The following is a 20,631-nucleotide window of genomic DNA, read 5'->3' as shown; positions in this document are numbered from 1 at the left end:
TTCGGCGCGGTACGGCAGCACGGCGAAGGCACACCCGAGACGTACGGCACGGCGCCGACCGGCCCGCGCCCCGCGTCCTCGTACGCCCCCGTCCCCGCCGCCGTACACCGCGCCCCGCCGCCCCGCGTCCCGCCCCGTCTCGCCGTATGGCCTGACGTCGCGGTACGCCCGCGCCGCCACCGGGTCGGGCAGCGGCCCGCGACCGTGCCCCGCACGGCGCCGGGCCCACGACACCCAGCACCGGCCCCGCCCCCGCGCGGCCGGATCCCGAACTCCGGATTCCAGAAGGACATCAGGCGATGACTCCTGCCCTGACGGCACCCCCTGCCCAGAAACACCCCACCGACCACCCGGCCGACCGCCCCACCGACCGCCGCGCCGACCGTTCCGCCAACCGCCCCACCACCCGCCGCACCGACGCCGCCGACGAACCCGTCACCCGGCTCGCCCTCGCCGCCCGCGACGGCGACCCCGAGGCCGTCGAGCGGTTCGTGCGCGCGCTGCACCGCGACGTCCTGCGCTACGTCGCGCACCTCAGCGCCGACCCGCAGGCCGCCGACGACCTCGCGCAGGACACGTTCCTGCGGGCGCTCGGCAGCCTGCACCGGTTCGAGGGGCGCTCGTCGGCGCGTACCTGGCTGCTCTCGATCGCGCGCCGCACCGTCGTGGACAGCCTGCGGCACGCGGCCGCGCGGCCCCGGCTCTCGGACCGCGACGACTGGCAGGCCGCCGCCGAGCAGGCCCAGCCGCGCGGGCTTCCGGGCTTCGACGACGGCATCGCGCTCGCCGAACTCCTCGACGCCATACCGGCGGAGCGGCGTGAGGCGTTCGTCCTCACCCAACTGCTCCAGCAGCCCTACGCCGAGGCCGCAGCCGCCATCGGCTGTCCCGTCGGCACGGTGCGCTCCCGCGTGGCGCGGGCGCGGGCCAATCTGATGGAGGCGCTCGCGGCGGCGTGAGCCCTCGGGGGTGGGTGCCGCCGCTCGCCGCCGCACGCGGCACCCGCCCCGCCTCCGCCCGCACCCGCGGGCCCCGTGGTCGGGGAAACCCGACCCTCAAGTCTCGATCTGGCCGTCATGACCGCACCGGGCCCTCACGGCTGCAATGAACAGCGTGTCCAGACAGCAGATCGCAGCCCCGCGTATCCCAACAAGGCCCTCAAAGCTCGCAAAGCACGTCGAGTACGCGAAGCTCGCAAAACATCCCGCCGGGAGGCTTCTCGCCCTGCCCTCCCGCCGGGCGCTCTGGGTCGGCGGATGGCTGCTCGCCGCCGGGTGGGCGGCCGCGTTCCCGCTCTTCTCCACGCTGCCGACGCACCGCGTGTGGGGGATCTCCGCCGCGGCCGGATACGTGGGCGCCGCGCTCGCCGCGTGCGGGCTGCCGCGGCCGCGTGCCCGCGCGTTCAGTGTGGCCTCGGCGTTGGCGGGGGCCGTCGCGGTGCCGCTGCTGTATCTCGTCCTGACCGGGCGGGCGCAGAGCGAGGTCGGGGTGATCGAGCGGTCGGGCGCGCTGCTCGTCCAGCAGGCGAGTCCGTATCTGGACGACCCCCGGACGGTCACGGACTACAACCCCTACCTGCCGGGGATGGCGCTCTTCGGCCTTCCCCGGGCGCTGTGGGGCGACCATGTGCCCGCGCTGCGGCTGCTCGGCGACGCCCGGGTGTGGTGCGCGGCGGTGTTCCTGCTGTGCCTGGGCGCGGGCAGGAGTCTCACACGCCGGGGGCGCGGAATTCGTACGCCCGCGGAAGGTTCTTCGTACGTCACCTCCCTCACCGCGCTGCTCGCCTCGCCGGTGGTCGCGCTGCCCCTGTGCGTCAGCGGTGTGGACCTCGCGCCGGCCGGGCTGTGCTGTCTCGCGCTCGTGCTCGCGGCGCGCGAACGGCCCGTCGCCGCCGGGCTCGTGCTCGCCTTTGCGTGCTCCCTCAAGTGGACGACGTGGCCCGCGGTCGCGGTCGCTGCGGCGCTGCTCGCGGCCACGTGCGGCGGGCGGGCGGCGCTGCGGTGCGCCGGGGCGGCGCTTGCGGGGGCGGCGGTCCTGATCCTGCCGAGCGCGCTGCTCTCGCCGGGGCCCATGGTCCAGCAGGTGCTCGCCTTTCCGACCGGGCGGGGGGAGTTGGCGACCCCGGCAGCGAGTCCCCTCCCTGGGCGACTGCTCGCGGATCTCGGGCCGGTCGGCTGGTACGCGGCGGTCGCGCTGCTCCTGTGCGGCGGGCTCGCCGTCGCCGCCTCCCTCGTCCTGCGGCCGCCCACGGACGCCGTCGGCGCCGCCGACCGCCTCGCGGCGGGCCTGGCCGTCGCCTTCCTGCTCGCGCCCGCGGGACGCTTCGGCTACCTCGCGCTGCCCGTCGTACTCATCGTGTGGACACGGCTCGCGACCGGGGCCGCCCGGCGCCCCCTCGGGGTAGGGAAAACCCTCCCCCGAACCCTCGGGTAAGACCCAGCGACCTGGCCCCCGCCGCCTGGCTACGCTTTCTGGAGATCATGCACGGCAGGGTCCCGCGGGAGGCCAGACGGATGTCAGGGGAAGCGATCTCGGGGGACGCGGTGTCGGGGGACGCGGTGTCGGGGGACGCGGTGTCGGGGGAGCAGCCCGCCAAGCCCTTGCCTCCCGGCGAACCCGCCGACCCCCAAGTCACCCTCTGGACCGCCCTGCGCCACCGCCCCCCGCCCCGCTTCCTCCTCTCCCCCCTCCCACCTCGCGCCTACTGCTTCCTCCTCAGCGGTGCCTTCCTCGGGCTTCCCGTCCTCCTGGTCCTGGCCCTGCTCATCGCCGCAGGGCTGCTCCTCTCCGTCCTCGGGGCGGGGCTTGTCCTGCTCACGGGCGCCGCGCTGCTCGGGGTGCCGGTCGCGCGGATCGAGCGGCGGCGGCTGCGGCTGGTCGAGCCGGTGGTGCTGCCCGATCCGCATCGGGCGATGCGGGTGCGGGACGCCGGGGTGCGGGTGTGGGTGCGGATCCGGCTGCGGGAGCGGGCCACCTGGCGTGAGTTGGGGTACGCCGTGCTGCTCGGCGTCGTGTTCGCCCCGGCGGGGATCGGCGTCACGCTGCTGCTCGCCCTCGCGGGCATCCTCGTGGCGACGCCCGTCCTCGTGTGGGCGCTGGCGCCGGAACCGGTGATGGTGCTGCCGGGGCAGGCGATCCCGGACCCGCTCGCCGCGGTGCCGTTCAGCGCGGCGGGCGTTGTCGGGTTCGTCGTGGTGGCGTACCTGGCGGGGCTGTTGGCGGGTGCGCAGGTGAAGACGGCGTGGTTCCTGCTCGCCCCGCGCGAGGAGCCGCTGAGCCGGCGCGTCCTGGAACTCACCCGGTCCCGGGTGCGCCTCGCCGACGCCTTCGAGGCCGAACGGCGGCGCATCGAGCGCGATCTGCACGACGGTGCGCAGCAGCAGCTCGTCGCGCTCACCATGACGCTGGGCCTTGCCGAACTGGAGCTGGGTGACGGCAGTCCGGCGGCGGCCGCACTCCTCGCGCGCGGCCGCGGCGAGGCCCGGCACGCCCTTGAGCAGTTGCGCGAGCTGGTCCGCGGCATCCATCCCCGGGTCCTCACCGACCACGGCGTCGCCGCCGCCGTCACCGAGGTCGCGCTGCGCCACCCCGTGCCCGTGGCGGTCGACATCGACCTGCCGCGACGGCTGCCGGACGCGGTGGAGACGACGGCGTACTTCACCGTGACCGAGGCGCTCGCCAACGCGGCCCGGCACAGCGGGGCCTCCCACGTCACCGTGGTCGGCAGGCTCGAACGCGAACGGCTCCGGCTCGTGATCACCGACGACGGGTGCGGCGGCGCCGATCCCGACGCCGGCACGGGCCTGTCCGGCCTCGCGGACCGGCTCGCGATCCTCCGCGGCCGGCTCGTGGTGTCCAGCCCCGTCGGCGGCCCCACCGAACTGCGCGTGGAGGTCCCGTGCGCCGCCTGACACCCCCCGAAGTCCCGTGAGTGGGCGAGGAGTTCACCGCACCGCACGCCGAGGAGGCGCCATGCTCCGCATAGTCCTCGCCGAGGACGCCGTGCTGCTGCGCGCGGGCCTCGTCGAACTGCTCACGCGCGGCGGCCACGAGGTGCGTGCCGCCGTCGGTGACGCCGACGCGCTGGCGCGGGCCGTGGACGCCGAGCGGCCGGACGTCGTGATCACCGATGTGCGGATGCCGCCCGGCTTCCGCGACGAGGGCCTGCGGGCGGCGCTCGAACTGCGCGCCCGCCACGACCGGTTGCCCGTCCTGGTGCTTTCCCAGTACGTTGCCACGGCCTATGCCACCCAGCTCCTCGGCGGGGGCAGTGCTCCTGGCGGTCCCGGCGGTGTGGCCGGGCTCGGTTACCTGCTCAAGGACCGGGTCGGCGAGGTCGCGGAGTTCCTGGACGCGCTGTGCCGGGTCGCGGGCGGCGGGACCGTCATCGACCCCGAAGTCGTACGCGTACTGCTCGTGCAGCAGACGCGGGGACGGCCGCTGAGCCGGCTGACCCCGCGCGAGCGGGAGGTCCTCGCGCTGATGGCGCAGGGCCTCAACAACCAGGCGATCGCGCACCGCCTGACCGTCACCGAGGCCTCCGTCGTGAAGCACTCCGGAAACATTTTCATGAAGCTGGAGCTGGATCCCGCCGAAGGCAACCGACGGGTGCTCGCCGTGCTCGCGCATCTGCGCGGCGAGGGTTCTCCGGGGCGTACCGACGCCGACACCTGACCTTCTCCCCCGCGTCGCGACAGAAAGTCGCGCCCGTTATAAATACGTCAAGGATCGCGCCCCGAACACCCGTCGCGGAATTACGGATTCGCGGCCGCCGGACCGAGAAGGCGACCGATTCGTTCCCAGGCGTCACGGGCCCGGTCCGTCCCGTTGACGGGACAGCCGCGCGCGAGGGCCCCCTTTGCGGCCTGGCACCGGGCACAAGGACCGGGCCGTACCGCGCCGTGACGTGCACTACTTCACGCTGTCGAAGGCTCGCACTGAGCTGCTTTCCGGTTCCCCCGTTTCCCGGCCGGGGGGTATGTTCGGGCTCAGTCGGAATCTGGAAATGCGGGGGCGAGTGCGGCAGCGCTCTCCATCAATCCGATGGACTTGCCGAGTTGACAGTAAAGTCGCCGACGGCCTTTCCCTGTAGGGAATACAGGGCGGCTTCCAGCAGCTCGACAAAGCCAATGTTTTCACGGTCCATGACGGCCTGTGGCGAGACCCGCCTCCAGGAGTCCGGAGCTTGAGCGATCAACCGGCAGACCGAGGCGCCCGAACAAGCGGAGCGCTGGATTCAGGCTGTCTGGCAGCCGACGACCAGGACGACCAGGGGGAGGAAGTACACCCATGACGCAGTGCCCCTATCACCAGATGGGCCCGCTGCCGGAGTTCTTCGCGCCGGGCGAGGAGGACGTCAAGCAGATCGTCACTCCGAGCGGCGACAAGATGTGGCTCGTGCGCGACTACGCGCTCGGCCGCATGGTGCTCGCGGACGACAAGAAGTTCAGCAGGGCCGCCGCCGTCAAGCCGGACGCTCCGACGTTCAACGACGCCCAGCCCGTGCCCGAGTCGATGATGAGCATGGACGGCTCCGAGCACGCCCGCCTGCGCAAGACCGTCACCGGCGCCTTCACGGCCCGGAAGATGGCCGCGATGGCCCCGGGCATCGAGGAACTGACGGACCGTTACCTCGATGGGCTCGAGGCGGCGGGCCCCGGCGCCGACATCATGGAGCACCTCGGCAACCCCCTGCCGCTCGACGTCCTGTGCCAGCTCCTCGGCGTACCGCTGGATGACAGCGAGAAGTTCCGCGACTGGGTCGAGGTGCTCTTCGACATCTCCGCGAGCACCCCGCAGGAGAAGGGCCGCAAGCGCCTCGAACTGAGCGCCTACATGGCCGACCTGATCGACGCCAAGCGCACCGAGCCGCAGGACGATCTGCTGACCTCGCTGATCGCGGCGCAGGACGCCGGCAAGCTGTCGCCCGGTGAGCTGATCACCCTCGGGCTCACGCTCCTGATGGCCGGGTACGAGACCACCGTCGGCCAGATCGCCCTGAACCTGAACGTGCTGCTCTCCGAGCCGGGCGCGTACCAGGACCTCGTGGACCACCCCGAGCGGGTGGACGCGGCGGTCGAGGAGCTGATGCGGGTGTCCCCCACCACTCCGCTCAGCTTCTCGCGCGTGGCCACCGAGCCGGTGCAGCTCGGCAGCGTCCTGGTGCAGGCCGGGGACGCCCTGATGGTCTCGCTGCTCAACGGCAACCGGGACGGCAAGGTGTATCCGGAGCCGGACTTCCTGGAGCCCGAGGGCCGCAGCTCCGTCCATCTCACGTTCGGGCACGGCCTGCACCGCTGTCTCGGCGCGCCGCTCGGCCGGATCCAGCTGCAGATCGTCTTCGCCCGCCTGGTCAGCCGTTTCCCCGGCCTGCGCTTCGCCGACGTCGCCGAACCGGCGGTCTGGAAGGACGGGATGGGCACCCGCGGGCTCGCCCGCATCCACGTCGACTGGTAGCCCGCCACCGGCTCGGGACCGCAATGCCGCGGTCCTGGGCCCGCCCACCGGCGTACGTACACCCCCCTGGAAACGCCGTAGCAGCCGCAGCAGCCGTCACAGCCGCAGCAGCTCTCCCTAGAACACCGCTTGACCTTGAGTGAGGAATGGCATGTCTGTTGACAACACCCGCAGCGATGCAGGGCTTGCCGGGGAACCCATAGCCGTCGTCGGGATGTCCTGCCGCTTCCCCGGCGCCCACAACCCCGAGGCGTACTGGCAGTTGCTCGTGCACGGCGGCAACGCCGTGACCGAAGTCCCCGCCGAGCGCGCGGACATGGGTCTCGGCACGGAGCACGGCGCGACCGGCAAGGGTGCCTTCCTCGACGACATCGACCGTTTCGACCCGGGCTTCTTCAACATCGCCCCGCGCGAGGCGGCGATGATGGACCCGCAGCAGCGGCTGATCCTGGAGCTGGGCTGGGAGGCCCTGGAGGAGGCGGGCATCGTCCCCGCCGGTCTGCAGGGCGGTGACACGGGCATCTTCCTGGGCGCGGCGACGGGCGACTACGCCGACCTGGTGCACCGCACGTCCGGCGGCGCCGGGGTGACCCACCACTCCTTCACGGGGCTCGACCGCAGCCTCATCGCCAACCGCGTGTCCTACGTGCTCGGCCTGCGCGGCCCGAGCCTGACCGTGGACGCGGGCCAGGCCTCCTCGCTGGTGGCCGTGCACATGGCGTGCCAGAGCCTGCGCAACGGCGAGTCGACGGTCGCGCTCGCGGGCGGTGTGGAGCTGCACCTCGCGCCCGAGAAGACCGCCATGGCGCAGAAGTTCGGCGGCCTGTCGCCCGACGGCCAGTGCTTCACCTTCGACGCCCGCGCCAACGGCTACGTACGCGGTGAGGGCGGCGCCGTGGTCGTCCTGAAGACGCTCGCGCGGGCCCTGGAGGACGGCGACCGCGTGCACGCCGTGCTGCGCGGCAGCGCGGTCAACAACGACGGCGGCGGCGCGGGCCTGACGGTGCCGCACGAGGACGCGCAGCGCGATCTGCTGCGCCGCGCCTACGAGCGCGCGGGCACCGACCCCGCCGAGGTCGGCTACGTCGAACTGCACGGCACCGGCACCCCGGTGGGCGACCCGGTCGAGGCCGCGGCGCTGGGCGCCGTGCTCGGCACCGCGCGGCCCGCGTCGGCGCCGCTGCTCGTCGGCTCCGCCAAGACCAACATCGGGCACCTGGGCGCCGCGGCGGGCATGGCAGGCCTCCTGAAGGTCGTGCTCTCCCTCACCCACGGCCAGCTCCCGCCGAGCGTCAACTACACCGCGCCCAACCCGCGCATCCCGATGGCCGAGCTGAACCTGCGGGTGCAGGACACCGTGGGCGACTGGCCGGGCAGCGAGCAGCGCCTCGCGGGCGTGTCGTCGTTCAGCGTCGGCGGCACCAACTGCCACGTCGTGGTCGCGTCGCCGCCGCTGCCCACCGTGCCCGCCGCGGCCGCCCCGGGTTCGGGCAGGGCCGCCTTCCGCAGCGACGCGCTTCCCTGGCTGCTCTCCGGCCGCACCGCGAACGCCGTGCGCGCCCAGGCCAAGCGGCTGCTCGCGCACCTCGACTCCAGCGCCGCGTCCGACGCCGACCTCGCGCTGTCGCTCGCCACCACGCGTACCGCCTTCAAGCACCGTTCGGTCGTCCTCGGCACAGGGCGCGAGGAGTTCGCCGCCGAGCTGACCGCGCTCGCCGCGAACCGGCGCACCGCCAACCACGTCGGCGCCACCGCGAAGCCGCGCGAGCGCGTCGTGTTCGTCTTCCCCGGCCAGGGCCCGCAGTGGACCGGCATGGCGGGCGATCTGCTCGACACCTCGGACGTGTTCCGGGCGAGCGTCGACGCCTGCGCCGCGGCGCTCGCGCCGCACGTCGACTGGGACCTCGAAGCCGTCCTGCGCGCCGCGCCCGACGCGCCCTCGCTGGAGCGCGAGGACGTCGTGCAGCCCGCGCTGTTCGCCGTCATGGTGAGCCTCGCCGCCGTGTGGCGGTCCTTCGGCGTCGAGCCGACGGCCGTCGTCGGGCACAGCAACGGCGAGATCACCGCCGCCGTGGTCTCCGGCGCGCTGTCCCTGGAGGACGGGGCGCGCGTCGTGGCGCTGTGGAGCCGGGCGATGCTGCGCGTCGTCGGCAACGGCACGATGATCTCCGTGCCGATGTCGGCCGACAAGGTCCGCCCGCGCCTGGTCCGCTACGACGGCCGGCTCGAAGTGTCGACCATCAACGGGCCCCGCCAGATCACGGTCTCCGGCGACGTGGACGCGATCGAGGAGTTCCTCGCCGAGCTGGTCGCCGAGGACGTGCGGGCCAAGCGCATCCCGATCGACCTCGCGCCGCACTGCGACAAGATGGAGGTGCTGCGCGAGGAGATCCTGGGCCTCCTGGAGCCGATCCAGCCGCGTACGCCGACGCTGCCGATGTACTCGACGGTGACCGGCGAGCTCATCGACTCGCCGTCCCTCGACGGCACGTACTGGATGAGCAACCTCAGCGGCACCGTCGACTTCGAGCGCACCATCCGCGGCCTCGCGGACCACGACGCGTTCGTCGAGATCACCCCGCACCCGGTGCTCGCCCTCGCGCTCCAGCAGACGCTGGACAACACCGACTCGGACGCGGTCATCGTCGGCACCCTGCGCCGCAACGAGAACGGGCCGCGCCGCTTCCTCACCTCGCTCGCCGAACTGCACGCCGCCGGCGGCACGGTCGACTGGACCCCGGCGCTGCCCGCGGACGCCTCGGTGGCCGAGCTGCCGACGTACGCGTTCCAGCGCAAGAGCTACTGGCTGGAGGGGGCCACGGCGCCCACGCCCGGCGCGGTCACCGCTGCTTCCTTCCCGGACGCCGCCCACCAGGCCGCTCCCGACCAGGGCGCGGACACCTCGTACACCGCACCCGTACCGGCCGCGACCGCTCGACCCGCCGCCGCCACCGCCGACGAAGACGAGTTCGAGGACACCGGCCTGCGCGGTCTGAGCCGCGAGGAGACCGTCGAGCGGCTCATGGAGATCGTGCGCCACGAGGCCGCGCTGGTCCTCGGCCACGAGGGCGGCGACGACATCGACCCCGAGGGCGCGTTCATCGACCTCGGCTTCGAGTCCGTGAGCGCCGTGGAGATGCGCAACCGGCTCGTCGCCGCGACCGGCATGAAGCTCCCCGCGACGCTGCTGTTCAACCACCCCAACCCGCAGGCCCTGGTGGCCCACCTCGCCGACGAGCTGGCCGGGACCAAGGCCGCCCCGCAGGCGAGTGCCCGCAAGGGCAGGTCCCGCGCGGCGGACGACGACCCCATCGCGATCGTGTCGATGGCCTGCCGCTTCCCCGGCGACGTCACCTCGCCCGAGGACCTGTGGCAGCTCGTCCTGGACGAGAAGGACGCCATCTCGCCCTTCCCGGCCAACCGCGGCTGGCCGCTGGACGCGCTCTTCGACGACGACCCGGACCGCGCGGGCCGCTCCTACGCCCGCGAGGGCGGATTCCTGCACGACGCCGACGAGTTCGACGCCGAGTTCTTCGGCATCAGCCCACGCGAGGCCGTCGGCATGGACCCGCAGCAGCGGCTGATCCTGGAGACGGTCTGGGAGACCGTCGAGCGAAGCGGAATCGATCCCTCCGCGCTGCACGGCAGCGGCACCGGCGTGTACGTCGGCGCCATCAAGCAGGACTACGGGCCGCGCCTGGACGTCGCCGACGAGACCGCGAGCGGCTACCTGATCACCGGCAACTTCACCAGCGTGGTCTCCGGCCGCGCCTCCTACACCTTCGGGCTCCAGGGCCCCGCCGTCACCGTCGACACCGCGTGCTCCTCCTCCCTCGTGGCCATCCACATGGCCGCGCAGGCGCTGCGCGACGGCGAGTGCGACCTCGCGTTCGCCGGCGGTGTGACCGTGATGTCCAACCCCGGCCTGTTCATCGAGTTCAGCCGCAACCGCGGGCTCTCCGCCGACGGGCGCTGCAAGGCGTTCTCCGACGACGCCGACGGCACGGGCTGGGCCGAGGGCGCGGGCATGCTGATGCTGGAGCGCCTCTCGGACGCGCGCCGGGGCGGCCACGAGGTCCTCGCCGTCGTACGCGGCTCCGCGCTCAACCAGGACGGCGCGAGCAACGGCCTGTCCGCCCCCAACGGCCCCTCGCAGGAACGCGTCATCCTCGACGCGCTCGCGGGCGCCGACCTGTCCGTCGCGGACGTCGACGCCGTCGAGGCGCACGGCACCGGCACCCGCCTCGGCGACCCGATCGAGGCGCAGGCGCTGCTCGCCACGTACGGGCAGCGCGAGGGCGCCGAGCCGCTGTACCTGGGCTCGCTGAAGTCCAACGTCGGCCACTCGCAGGCCGCGGCGGGCGTCGGCGGCCTCATCAAGATGGTCATGGCGATGCGCCACGGCGTGCTGCCGCGCACCCTGCACATCGGCGAGCCGACCACGCACGTCGACTGGAGCGCGGGCGCCGTCTCGCTCCTCACCGAGGCCCGTACGTGGCCCGAGACCGGCAGGCCGCGGCGCGCGGGCGTCTCGTCCTTCGGTATCAGCGGCACCAACGCCCACGTCATCGTGGAGCAGGCGCCCGCCGAGGCCCCGGCCGAGCCGCGCGCGGACGTCGCGCCCGCCCTGCCCGCCGCCCCCTGGCTCCTTTCGGGCCGCACCGACGAGGCGCTGCGCGCCCAGGCCGCACGGCTGCGGGACTTCGTCACCGCTCACCCGGAGCACGAGCCGCGCGACATCGGCCTCTCGCTGGTCTCCCGGCGCACGCTCTTCGCGCACACGGCCGCCGTCGTCGGCGCCGACCGCGAGGGCTATCTGACCGCGCTGTCCGCGCTCGCCGAGGGCGAGGCCTCCGCCGACGTCCTGCACGGCCCGGCCACCCTCCCGACCAAGGCCGTCACCGGCCGCGTCAACAAGGGCGGCACCGCCTTCCTGTTCACCGGTCAGGGCAGCCAGCGGCTCGGCATGGGCCGTGAGCTGTACGAGACGTGCGCGCCGTTCACGACGGCGTTCGACGCCGTGTGCGCGCAGCTCGACACGCACCTGCCGCAGCCCCTCAAGAGCGTGGTGTTCGCCGAGGCCGACACCGCCGGGGCGGAACTCCTTCACCAGACGCAGTACACGCAGGCGGCGCTGTTCGCCGTCGAGGTCGCGCTGTTCCGCGTCATGGAGCACGCGGGCCTGACCCCGGACTACCTGATCGGGCACTCCGTCGGTGAGCTGGCCGCCGCGCACGTCGCGGGCGTGCTCGGGCTCGAGGACGCGTGCACGCTGGTCGCCGCGCGCGGCCGTCTGATGCAGGCGGCGCCGGCCGGTGGCGCGATGGTCGCCGTCGAGGCCGCGGAGGAGGAGGTCCGCGAGGCGCTCGCCGCCTACGGGGGCCGCCTGGACATCGCGGGCGTCAACGGCCCCGTCGCCGTCGTCGTCACCGGCGACGAGGACGCCGCGCTCGAACTGGGCGCCGCCTTCAAGGAGAAGGGCCACCGCACCTCCCGCCTGAAGGTCAGCCACGCCTTCCACTCGCACCACATGGACGGCGTGCTCGACGAGTTCCGCGCGGTCGCCGCGGGCCTGACGTACGCCGAGCCGCGCATCCCCGTCGTCTCCAACCTCACCGGCGCCCTCGCCACCCCCCAGGAGCTCGCGTCCCCGGACTACTGGACGCGACACCTGCGCGGCACGGTCCGCTTCCGCGACGGCGTGCGCGTCCTCCAGGACGCGGGCGTCACCGCGTACGTCGAACTCGGCCCCGACGCCGTGCTCGCCGCGATGGTGCGCACCTGCCTCGGCGAGGAGGCGGCCGAGGCCGCCGCTCCCGTGGCCGTGCTGCGCAAGGGCCGCCCCGAGGCGCACACCGTCGCCGCCGCGCTCGGCCACGCCGCGCTGCGCGGCGCGGCCGTCGACACCGCGCGCCTGTTCCCCGGCGCGCTCAGCGTCGAGCTGCCCACGTACGTCTTCCAGCGCACCCGCTACTGGCTGGACGACGCGCCCGCCGCCGTCGACGCCGACGGCCTCGGCCTCAAGTCCGCCGAACACCCGCTGCTCGGCGGCATGACGAGCCTCGCGGACGGCGACGGCCTGCTCCTGACCGGGCGCCTGTCCCTGCGCAGCCACCCCTGGCTCGCCGACCACGTCATCGCCGGTACGGCGCTGCTGCCCGGCGCCGCGATGGTGGAGCTCGCCGTCGCCGCGGGCGACCGCTTCGGCTGCGACCGGCTCCGCGAGATCGTCCTCGAAGAGCCCCTGGCCGTCCCCGCGGACGGCGCCGTCTTCCTCCAGGTGACCGTCGGCGCGGCCGTCGAGGGCTCCGGTGAGCGTCCCGTCGCCATCTACTCCCGGTACGAGGCGGGGGCGGGCGGCGACGCGTGGGGCGAGGGCGAGTGGACCCGGCACGCGTCGGGCGCGCTTGCGGTGGACGGGCGGACGCCCGCTCCTGGCGAAGACGAGATCTGGCCTCCGCAGGGCGCGGTCGCGCTCGATACCGACGGTCTGTACGACCGCCTCACCGAGCTCGGCTACACCTACGGCCCGGCCTTCCAGGGCCTGGTCTCCGCCTGGCAGTCGGGCGCGGAGAGGTTCGCGGAGGTGGCGCTGCCCGAGGCGCAGCACGCGGACGCGGGCGCCGGGTTCGGCATCCACCCCGCGCTCCTCGACGCGGCGCTGCACGCGCTGCTGCTGGCCGGTCCCGACGCGGACGAAGCGGCCGAGCTGCGCCTTCCGTTCTCCTTCGACGGCGTCACGCTGCACGCCTCCGGCGCCACCGCGCTGCGCGTGCGACTGACCCCGGCGGGCCGCGACGGCGCCGCCCTGACCGCCACCGCCCCCGGCGGCGACCCGGTCCTGAGCGTCGACTCCGTCATCCTGCGGGCGCTGCCCGCGGACCGGCTCGCGCAGAGCGCGACCGCCCACCACCAGGGCCTGTACCGCTTCGGCTTCAAGCAGTACGAGATCTCCGACGCCGCGCCGGACAAGGCAGGATGGGCGGTCCTCGGGGTCGACCCGATGCGCCTGGCCGCCGTGCTCACCCGGCAGGGCGTGCGCAGCGACAGCTTCTTCGACGTGGAGTCCCTCGACGCCGCGCTCACCGCGGGCACCCCGGCGCCCGCCGTCCTGGTGCTCGCCCACCCGGCCGTCGACGGCTCCGCCGCGGAGGCCGCGCACACCGCAACCGCGCGCGCCCTGGCCGTCGTCCAGCGCGCCCTCACCGACGAGCGCCTGGCCGCGACCCGCGTCCTTCTGCTCACCAACGGCGCGGTGGCCGCGCTGCCCGGCGAGCACGTGCGGGACCTGCCCGGCGCCGCCGCGTGGGGCCTGGTGCGCACCGCGCGCAGCGAGCACCCCGGCCGCTTCGCCCTCCTCGACGTCGACGGGCCGCTGTCCCCCGACACCGTGGGCGCCGTGCTCGCGGCCGTCGCCGAGGGCCAGGAACTCGCCCTGCGCGAGGGCGAGACGTACGCGCCGAGCCTGGCGCGCACCCCTGTTGACGCCGACTCCGAAGGCGCCGGCCTCGACCCCGAAGGCACCGTCCTCATCACCGGCGGCACCGGCGCCCTGGGCCGCCTCTTCGCCGAGCACGTCGTCACCGCGCACGGCGTCCGGCACGTCCTGCTCACCAGCCGGCGCGGCCGCGCCGCCGAGGGCGCGGACGAACTCGCCGTGAAACTCGGCGCGTTGGGCGCCGAGGTCACCATCGCCGCCTGCGACGTGGCCGACCGTGCCGCGCTCACCGAGCTGCTCGCGGGCATCCCCGCCGAGCACCCGCTGACCGCCGTCGTGCACACCGCCGGTGTGCTGGCCGACGCCACGCTGCGGAACCTCACGCCCGAGACCGTCTCCGAAGTGCTTCGCCCGAAGGCGGACGCGGCCTGGAACCTGCACGAGCTGACCGCGGGCGCGCCGCTGAAGGCGTTCGTCCTGTTCTCCTCCGTCGCGGGCCTCATCGGCAACGCGGGCCAGGCCAACTACGCCGCGGCCAACGTGTTCATGGACAACCTGGCGCAGCACCGCTGCGCCCAGGGCCTGCCCGCGACCTCGCTGGCGTGGGGCCTGTGGGGCACCGACGGCATGGCGGGGACGCTGTCCGACGCCGACCTCGCACGCTGGGCGCGGGCCGGGCTCGCGCCGATCACGGCCGAGCGCGGCGCGCAGATCTTCGACGCGGCCCTGACCACCGGTGAGCCGGTGCTCCTGGCCGCCGAGCTGGACCTCGCGACGCTGCGCGACGCGGACAAGTCGGCGACGGCCCCCGCACTGCTTCGCGGTCTGGTGCGCCCCGCGCGCCGCCGCGCCACCGTGAGCGCGGCGCGGCCCGACGCGGGCTCGTCGGACTGGGCGCGCCGCACGGCGGGGCTCCCGGAGGGCGAGCGGCGCCGCAAGGTGACGGATCTGGTGCGCTCGACCGTGGCCGCCGTGCTCGGGCTCGCGGGCCCGACCGCCGTCGGCTCCGGCGCGGCGTTCAAGGACCTGGGCATGGACTCGCTGACCGCCCTGGAGCTGCGCAGCAGGCTCAGCGCGGTCTCCGGTGTGGCCCTTTCGGCCACGCTCGTCTTCGACCACCCCTCGCCCGGCGCCCTCGTCGACCACCTCCTGAACGAGGTCGCCGAGGCCGGCGGCGCCGAGCGCGCCGAGGAGCAGACCGCGGCCGTCGCGCCGGCCCCGCAGGACGACCCGATCGTGATCGTCGGCATGGCCTGCCGCTACCCGGGCGACACCAGGTCCCCCGAGGACCTGTGGCGCCTGGTCGACAGCGGCACGGACGCCATCGGCCCGTTCCCGGAGAACCGCGGCTGGAACGTGGAGACCCTCTACGACCCCGACCCGGACCGGCACGGCCACTCCTACGTGCGGGACGGCGGATTCCTGTACCGCGCCGACGAGTTCGACGCCGAGTTCTTCGGCGTCAGCCCCCGCGAAGGCGTCCGGATGGACCCCCAGCAGCGGCTCCTCCTGGAGACGAGCTGGGAGGCCGTGGAGAGCGCGGGCATCGCCCCGACCTCGCTGCACGGCACCCGCACCGGCGTGTTCAGCGGTGTGATGTACAGCGACTACACCTCGCGGCTTCCCGTCGAACCGGAGGACGTGGAGGCGTACCGCTTCGTCGGCAACTCCCCCAGCGTGGCCTCCGGCCGGGTGTCCTACACCTTCGGCTTCCAGGGCCCCGCGATCACCGTGGACACGGCGTGCTCCTCGTCCCTGGTGTCGATGCACCTGGCGGCGCAGGCGCTGCGGGGCGGCGAGTGCGACCTGGCCCTGGCGGGCGGTGTCGCGATCATGTCGTCGCCCAGCACGTTCCTGGAGTTCAGCCGTCAGCGCGCGCTGGCTCTCGACGGGCGCTGCAAGGCGTTCTCGGAGTCGGCGGACGGCACCGGCTGGAGCGAGGGCGTCGGTGTGCTGCTCCTGGAGCGGCTCTCGGACGCGCGGCGCAACGGCCACGAGGTCCTCGCGGTCGTGCGCGGCTCCGCCGTCAACCAGGACGGCGCGAGCAACGGCCTGACCGCCCCGCACGGCCCCTCCCAGGAGCGGGTCATCCGGGACGCCCTGGCGGGCGCGGGCCTGACCGCCGCCGACGTCGACGCCGTCGAGGCGCACGGCACCGGCACCCCGCTCGGCGACCCGATCGAGGCGCACGCGGTGCTCGCCACGTACGGGCAGCGCGAGGGCGCCGAACACCCGCTGTACCTGGGCTCGTTGAAGTCCAACATCGGACACGCGCAGGCGGCGTCGGGCGTCGGCGGCGTGATCAAGATGGTGATGGCGATGCGGCACGGGAAGCTGCCGCGCACCCTGCACGTCGACCGGCCGACGACGCACGTCGACTGGACCCGGGGCGACGTCTCGCTGCTCACCGAGGAGCGGGCGTGGCCCGAGACCGGCCGCGCGCGCCGTGCCGCCGTGTCCTCGTTCGGCGTCAGCGGCACCAACGCGCACGTCATCCTGGAGCACGCCCCGCAGACCGTGGCCGAGGCCGCGGCCGTGGAGCCCGCGGGCACCGGCGCCGCACCCGGCGTCGTCCCGTGGACGCTCTCCGGCAAGACCGTCGGCGCGCTGCGCGCGCAGGCCGAGCGGCTGCGTACGTTCGTGGGCGACCGGCCCGAACTGGCCCCGCACGACGTGGCGGCGTCGCTTGTGCGCACGCGTGCGGCGCTGGAGCACCGCGCCGTCGTGGTCGCGGGCAGCCGCGACGAACTGCTCGCCGGGCTCGACGCGGTCGGCCGCGGCGAGGACTCCCCGCTGGCGGCCGTGGGCCAGGCCCAGCAGGGCGGCGACGCCGTGTTCCTGTTCCCCGGCCAGGGCGCCCAGTGGGTCGGCATGGCCCGGGAGCTGCGGGAGGCGTCCCCGGCCTTCGCGAGCCGGCTGCGCGAGTGCGGCGAGGCCCTGGAGCCCTTCATCGACTGGGACTTCGCGACGGAGCTCGACGGTCCCCTGGACCGCGTGGACGTCGTGCAGCCGCTGTCGTGGGCGATGATGGTGTCGCTCGCCGAGCTGTGGCGGGTGTACGGCGTGGAGCCCGCGGCCGTCGTCGGCCACTCGCAGGGCGAGATCGCCGCCGCCGTCGTGGCGGGCGCGCTCACCCTTGAGGACGGGGCCCGCGTCGTCGCCCTGCGCTCCCGCGTGATCGCCGAACGCCTCGCGGGCAAGGGCGGGATGGTCTCGCTCGGCCTGCCGCGCGCCGCCGCCGAGGCCCGCATCGCCCCGTTCGACGGCCGGATCTCCGTGGCCGTCGTCAACAGCGCCTCCTTCACGGTGGTCGCGGGCGAGCCCGAGGCACTGGACGAGCTGATCGCGGGCTGCCAGGCCGAGGAGATCATGGCGCGCCGCGTCAAGGTCGACTACGCCTCGCACACCCGCCAGGTCGAGGCCCTGGGCGACGAGATGCTCGACGTCCTTGCGGGGGTGCGGCCGCAGGCGTCGCGGGTGCCGTTCTACTCGACCGTCGACGGCGACGCGATCGACACCACCGGCCTCGACGCCGCGTACTGGGTGCGCAACCTGCGCCAGACCGTGGAGTTCGAGAAGGTCGTCGGCCACCTGGTCGGCCTCGGCTTCACCACCTTCGTCGAGTCCAGCACGCACCCGGTCCTGACGGTGGCCGTCGGCGAGACCGCCGACCGCGCGGGTGCGCAGGACGTGGCCGTCATCGGCACGCTGCGCCGGGGCGAGGGCGGCGTGGGCAAGTTCGCCCTGTCGCTCGCCGAGGCGCACGTGCACGGCGTGGACGTCGACTGGAGCAGCCTGTTCCCGGGGGCGCGCAACGTGGCCCTGCCGACGTACGCGTTCCAGCGCGAGAGCTACTGGCTGACCGCGCCGCCCGCCGCGCCCGCGCCGACCACGACCGGCCACCCGCTCCTGAGCAACGCCGTCGAGCTGGCCGGCAACCAGGGCTGGCTGTTCGCCGGTCTCGTCGACCCGGACGTGCACGACTGGCTCCTGGACCACACGCTCGTGGGGCAGCCGCTGCTGCCCGGCGCGGCCGTCGCCGAACTCGCCCTGTACGTGGGGCGCAAGTCCGGTGCGGAGCGCGTCGGCGACCTCACCCTGGAGCAGCCGCTGCTGCTCTCGGAGCCCATGGACATCCAGGTGATGGTGGGAGCCGCGGGCGCCGGCGGATCGCGCGGCTTCACGCTGTTCTCGCGGCCCACCTCGGCCACCAAGGACGACTGGAAGCGGCACGCCACCGGCATCCTGGAGGAGGTCGAGGCCACGGCCGACCCGGACGGTTCGGCGGCCCTCACCCTATGGCCGCCGCACGGCGCCTCGGTGGTGCCCATCGACGGCCTCTACGCCGAACTCGCCAAGATCGGCTACGAGTACGGGCCGACGTTCCAGGGCCTGCGCGCCGTCTGGCGCCGGGGCGCCGACCTGTACGCGGACGTCACGCTGCCCGAGGACGCGCACGCCCACGCCCGCGGCTTCCAGCTCCACCCGGCCGCCCTGGACGCGGCGCTGCAGACCCTGGTCAGCGGCGCGGCCGGCGAGGGCAGCCGCCTGGTGGTGCCGTTCGCCTGGAGCGGCGTCACCCTGCACACGCCCGGCGCGACCGCGCTGCGGGTACGGATACGCCAACACGAAGGGGACTCCTGCTCCGTGTACATCGCCGACGAAACCGGTACGCCGGTCCTCGACGCCGAAACCCTCGCGGTGCGCGAGCTCCCGAAGGAGACGCTGGCCTCGGCCGCGTCCGCCGCGTCCGCGGACGGCGCCGCCCTGTTCGCCCTTCAGTGGGTGGAGCGGGAGGCCTCGAACGTGACGCCGACCGGGCCCTGGGCCCTCGTCGGCCCGGACGGCTCGGGCCTCGCGGACGTCGTCCGCGCCACCGGCGTCGCCGCGGAGACCCACGCCGACCTCGACGCCCTGCGCCGCGCGGTCGACGACGGGGCCGATGTGCCCGCCGTCGTCGTCGCCACCGGACTTGGCGGCCTCGCCATCAGCGAGTCCGCCGACAGCGAACCCACCGCACCCAGTGGGTCCGCCACGGCCGGTGGGTCCACCGAACCCGGTGGACCCACCGTGGGGGCGAGCCGGGCCGCGCACGCGGCCCTGGGCCTGGCACAGACGTGGCTCGCCGACGAGCGCTTCGCGGGCTCCCGGCTCGCCGTCCTGACCGAGCGCGCCGTCGCCGTCACCGCCGAGGAGCGCCCCGACCTCACCGGAACCCCGGTGTGGGGCCTGATCCGCTCCGCGCAGACGGAGAACCCCGGCCGCTTCGCGCTCATCGACACCGACGGCCGCCCCGGCTCCGCCGACACGCTGATCGACGCGATCGCCTCGGGCGACGCCCAACTGGCCGTGCGCGGCGGGACGCTGTCCATGCCGAGCCTGCGCGTGCGCCAGACGGAGGCGGGCGAGACCCCGGCCGCCGAGCCGGTGTTCGGCGCCGAAAGCCACGTACTGATCACCGGCGGCCTCGGCACCCTCGGCCGGCTCGTCGCCCGGCACCTCGCCGGCGAACACGGGGTGCGGCGGCTGCTGCTCACCGGCCGGCGCGGCATGGAGACGCCCGGCGCGCAGGAGTTCGTGAACGAACTGCGCGCCAGGGGCGCCGAGGTGAGCGTCGCGGCCTGCGACACCGCCGACCGCGCGGCCCTCGCCGCCGTCCTCGACGGCGTGCCGGGCGAGCACCCGCTGACCGGCGTGGTGCACGCGGCCGGTGTCCTGGACGACGCCGTGATCGGCGCGCAGACGCCGGGCCACCTGGACCGGGTCTTCAAGCCCAAGGCGGACGGCGCCGTGCACCTGCACGAGCTGACCCGCGGCCTCGGCCTCACGGCGTTCGTCCTGTTCTCCTCCTTCGCGGGGATGCTGGGCACCGCAGGGCAGGCCAACTACGCGGCCTCCAACACCTTCCTCGACGCGCTCGCGCAGTCCCGCCGCGCCGAAGGCCTGCCCGCGCAGTCCATCGCGTGGGGCCTGTGGGCGGACGAGTCCACGATGACCGGCAACCTCAGCGAGGCCGACCTGCTGCGCCTGCAGCGCTCCGGCATCGGCACGCTGTCCGCGGAGGACGGGCTCGCCCTGTTCGACGCGGTCCTCGCCGACACGGCCCCGGTCCTCGCGGCCGTCGTCCTCGACCCGCGCGCCCTGGACGCGGACACCGCCCCGGTGATCCTGCGCTCCCTGGCCCCGCACCGCGGCACCTCGGCGCCCGTCAAGGACACCGCCGCCGAGCTGCGCACCAAGCTGGACCGGGCGCCGCAGCGCGAGCACCGGCACATCCTGCTCCAGACCGTGCGCGGCGAGGTCGCCGCGATCCTCGGCCACACGCAGGAGAAGATCGCGGCCAACCGCCGCTTCCAGGACCTGGGCTTCGACTCGCTCACCGCGGTGGAACTGCGCAACCGGCTGATCGCGGCGACCGGCGTCAAGCTCCCGCCGACGCTGGTCTTCGACCACCCGACCCCGGGTGAGCTGACCGAGCGGCTGCTCACCGCGCTCGCTCCGGAGCCCGACGAGAACGCACCGGGCGCCCCGGGCGCCGTCGACACGGCAGACCTGACGGACCTGACAGACCTCACAGACCTGTCAGGCGGCTCAAGCATCAGCGAGAGCGACCTCGACGACATGAACACCGACGACTTGATCCGCCTGGCACTAGGCGACAGCGAGTCCTGACACAGCCCCCAGCAGGGAACTATGGAGAGAGACACGATGGCGTCCACATCACCCCAGCAAGTCGT

General features: G+C 74.3%; 6 protein-coding genes. All 6 read left to right on the top strand.

Annotated elements, in window-relative coordinates:
- Nucleotides 1-299: 299 nt before the first annotated feature.
- Nucleotides 300-959 (top strand): sigma-70 family RNA polymerase sigma factor, encoded by a 660-nt coding sequence (locus IEY91_RS06840; RefSeq protein ID WP_164319551.1) that lies wholly within the window; start codon nucleotides 300-302, stop codon nucleotides 957-959.
- Between the two features lie 301 nt (nucleotides 960-1,260).
- Nucleotides 1,261-2,433, top strand: coding sequence for a glycosyltransferase 87 family protein (locus IEY91_RS06835; protein WP_444545471.1), 1,173 nt, complete (start codon nucleotides 1,261-1,263; stop codon nucleotides 2,431-2,433).
- An 80-nt stretch (nucleotides 2,434-2,513) separates the two neighbouring features.
- Nucleotides 2,514-3,911 (top strand): sensor histidine kinase, encoded by a 1,398-nt coding sequence (locus IEY91_RS06830; RefSeq protein WP_189173236.1) that lies wholly within the window; start codon nucleotides 2,514-2,516, stop codon nucleotides 3,909-3,911.
- 61 nt (nucleotides 3,912-3,972) lie between these two features.
- On the top strand, nucleotides 3,973-4,674 hold the full coding sequence (locus IEY91_RS06825; RefSeq protein WP_164319554.1) for a response regulator transcription factor: 702 nt from the start codon (nucleotides 3,973-3,975) through the stop codon (nucleotides 4,672-4,674).
- A 615-nt stretch (nucleotides 4,675-5,289) separates the two neighbouring features.
- The gene (locus IEY91_RS06820) at nucleotides 5,290-6,456 is read left to right on the top strand and encodes a cytochrome P450 (protein ID WP_229696754.1); all 1,167 of its coding nucleotides are present in this window, start codon (nucleotides 5,290-5,292) and stop codon (nucleotides 6,454-6,456) included.
- Between the two features lie 151 nt (nucleotides 6,457-6,607).
- Nucleotides 6,608-20,566, top strand: a complete 13,959-nt coding sequence (locus IEY91_RS06815) for a type I polyketide synthase (RefSeq protein WP_189173235.1) — start codon at nucleotides 6,608-6,610, stop codon at nucleotides 20,564-20,566.
- Nucleotides 20,567-20,631: the final 65 nt, after the last annotated feature.

This window comes from Streptomyces lasiicapitis, assembly GCF_014646335.1.
GTDB classification, from domain to species: domain Bacteria; phylum Actinomycetota; class Actinomycetes; order Streptomycetales; family Streptomycetaceae; genus Streptomyces; species Streptomyces lasiicapitis.
This window is presented reverse-complemented; position numbering and strand designations above follow the sequence as displayed.

Excerpts from the sequence above, each read along its gene's own strand:
- IEY91_RS06840 (WP_164319551.1), top strand. The coding sequence starts at position 300 with ATGACTCCTGCCCTGACGGCACCCCCTGCCCAGAAACACCCCACCGAC.
- IEY91_RS06830 (WP_189173236.1), top strand. The coding sequence starts at position 2,514 with ATGTCAGGGGAAGCGATCTCGGGGGACGCGGTGTCGGGGGACGCGGTG.
- IEY91_RS06825 (WP_164319554.1), top strand. The coding sequence starts at position 3,973 with ATGCTCCGCATAGTCCTCGCCGAGGACGCCGTGCTGCTGCGCGCGGGC.
- IEY91_RS06820 (WP_229696754.1), top strand. The coding sequence starts at position 5,290 with ATGACGCAGTGCCCCTATCACCAGATGGGCCCGCTGCCGGAGTTCTTC.
- IEY91_RS06815 (WP_189173235.1), top strand. The coding sequence starts at position 6,608 with ATGTCTGTTGACAACACCCGCAGCGATGCAGGGCTTGCCGGGGAACCC.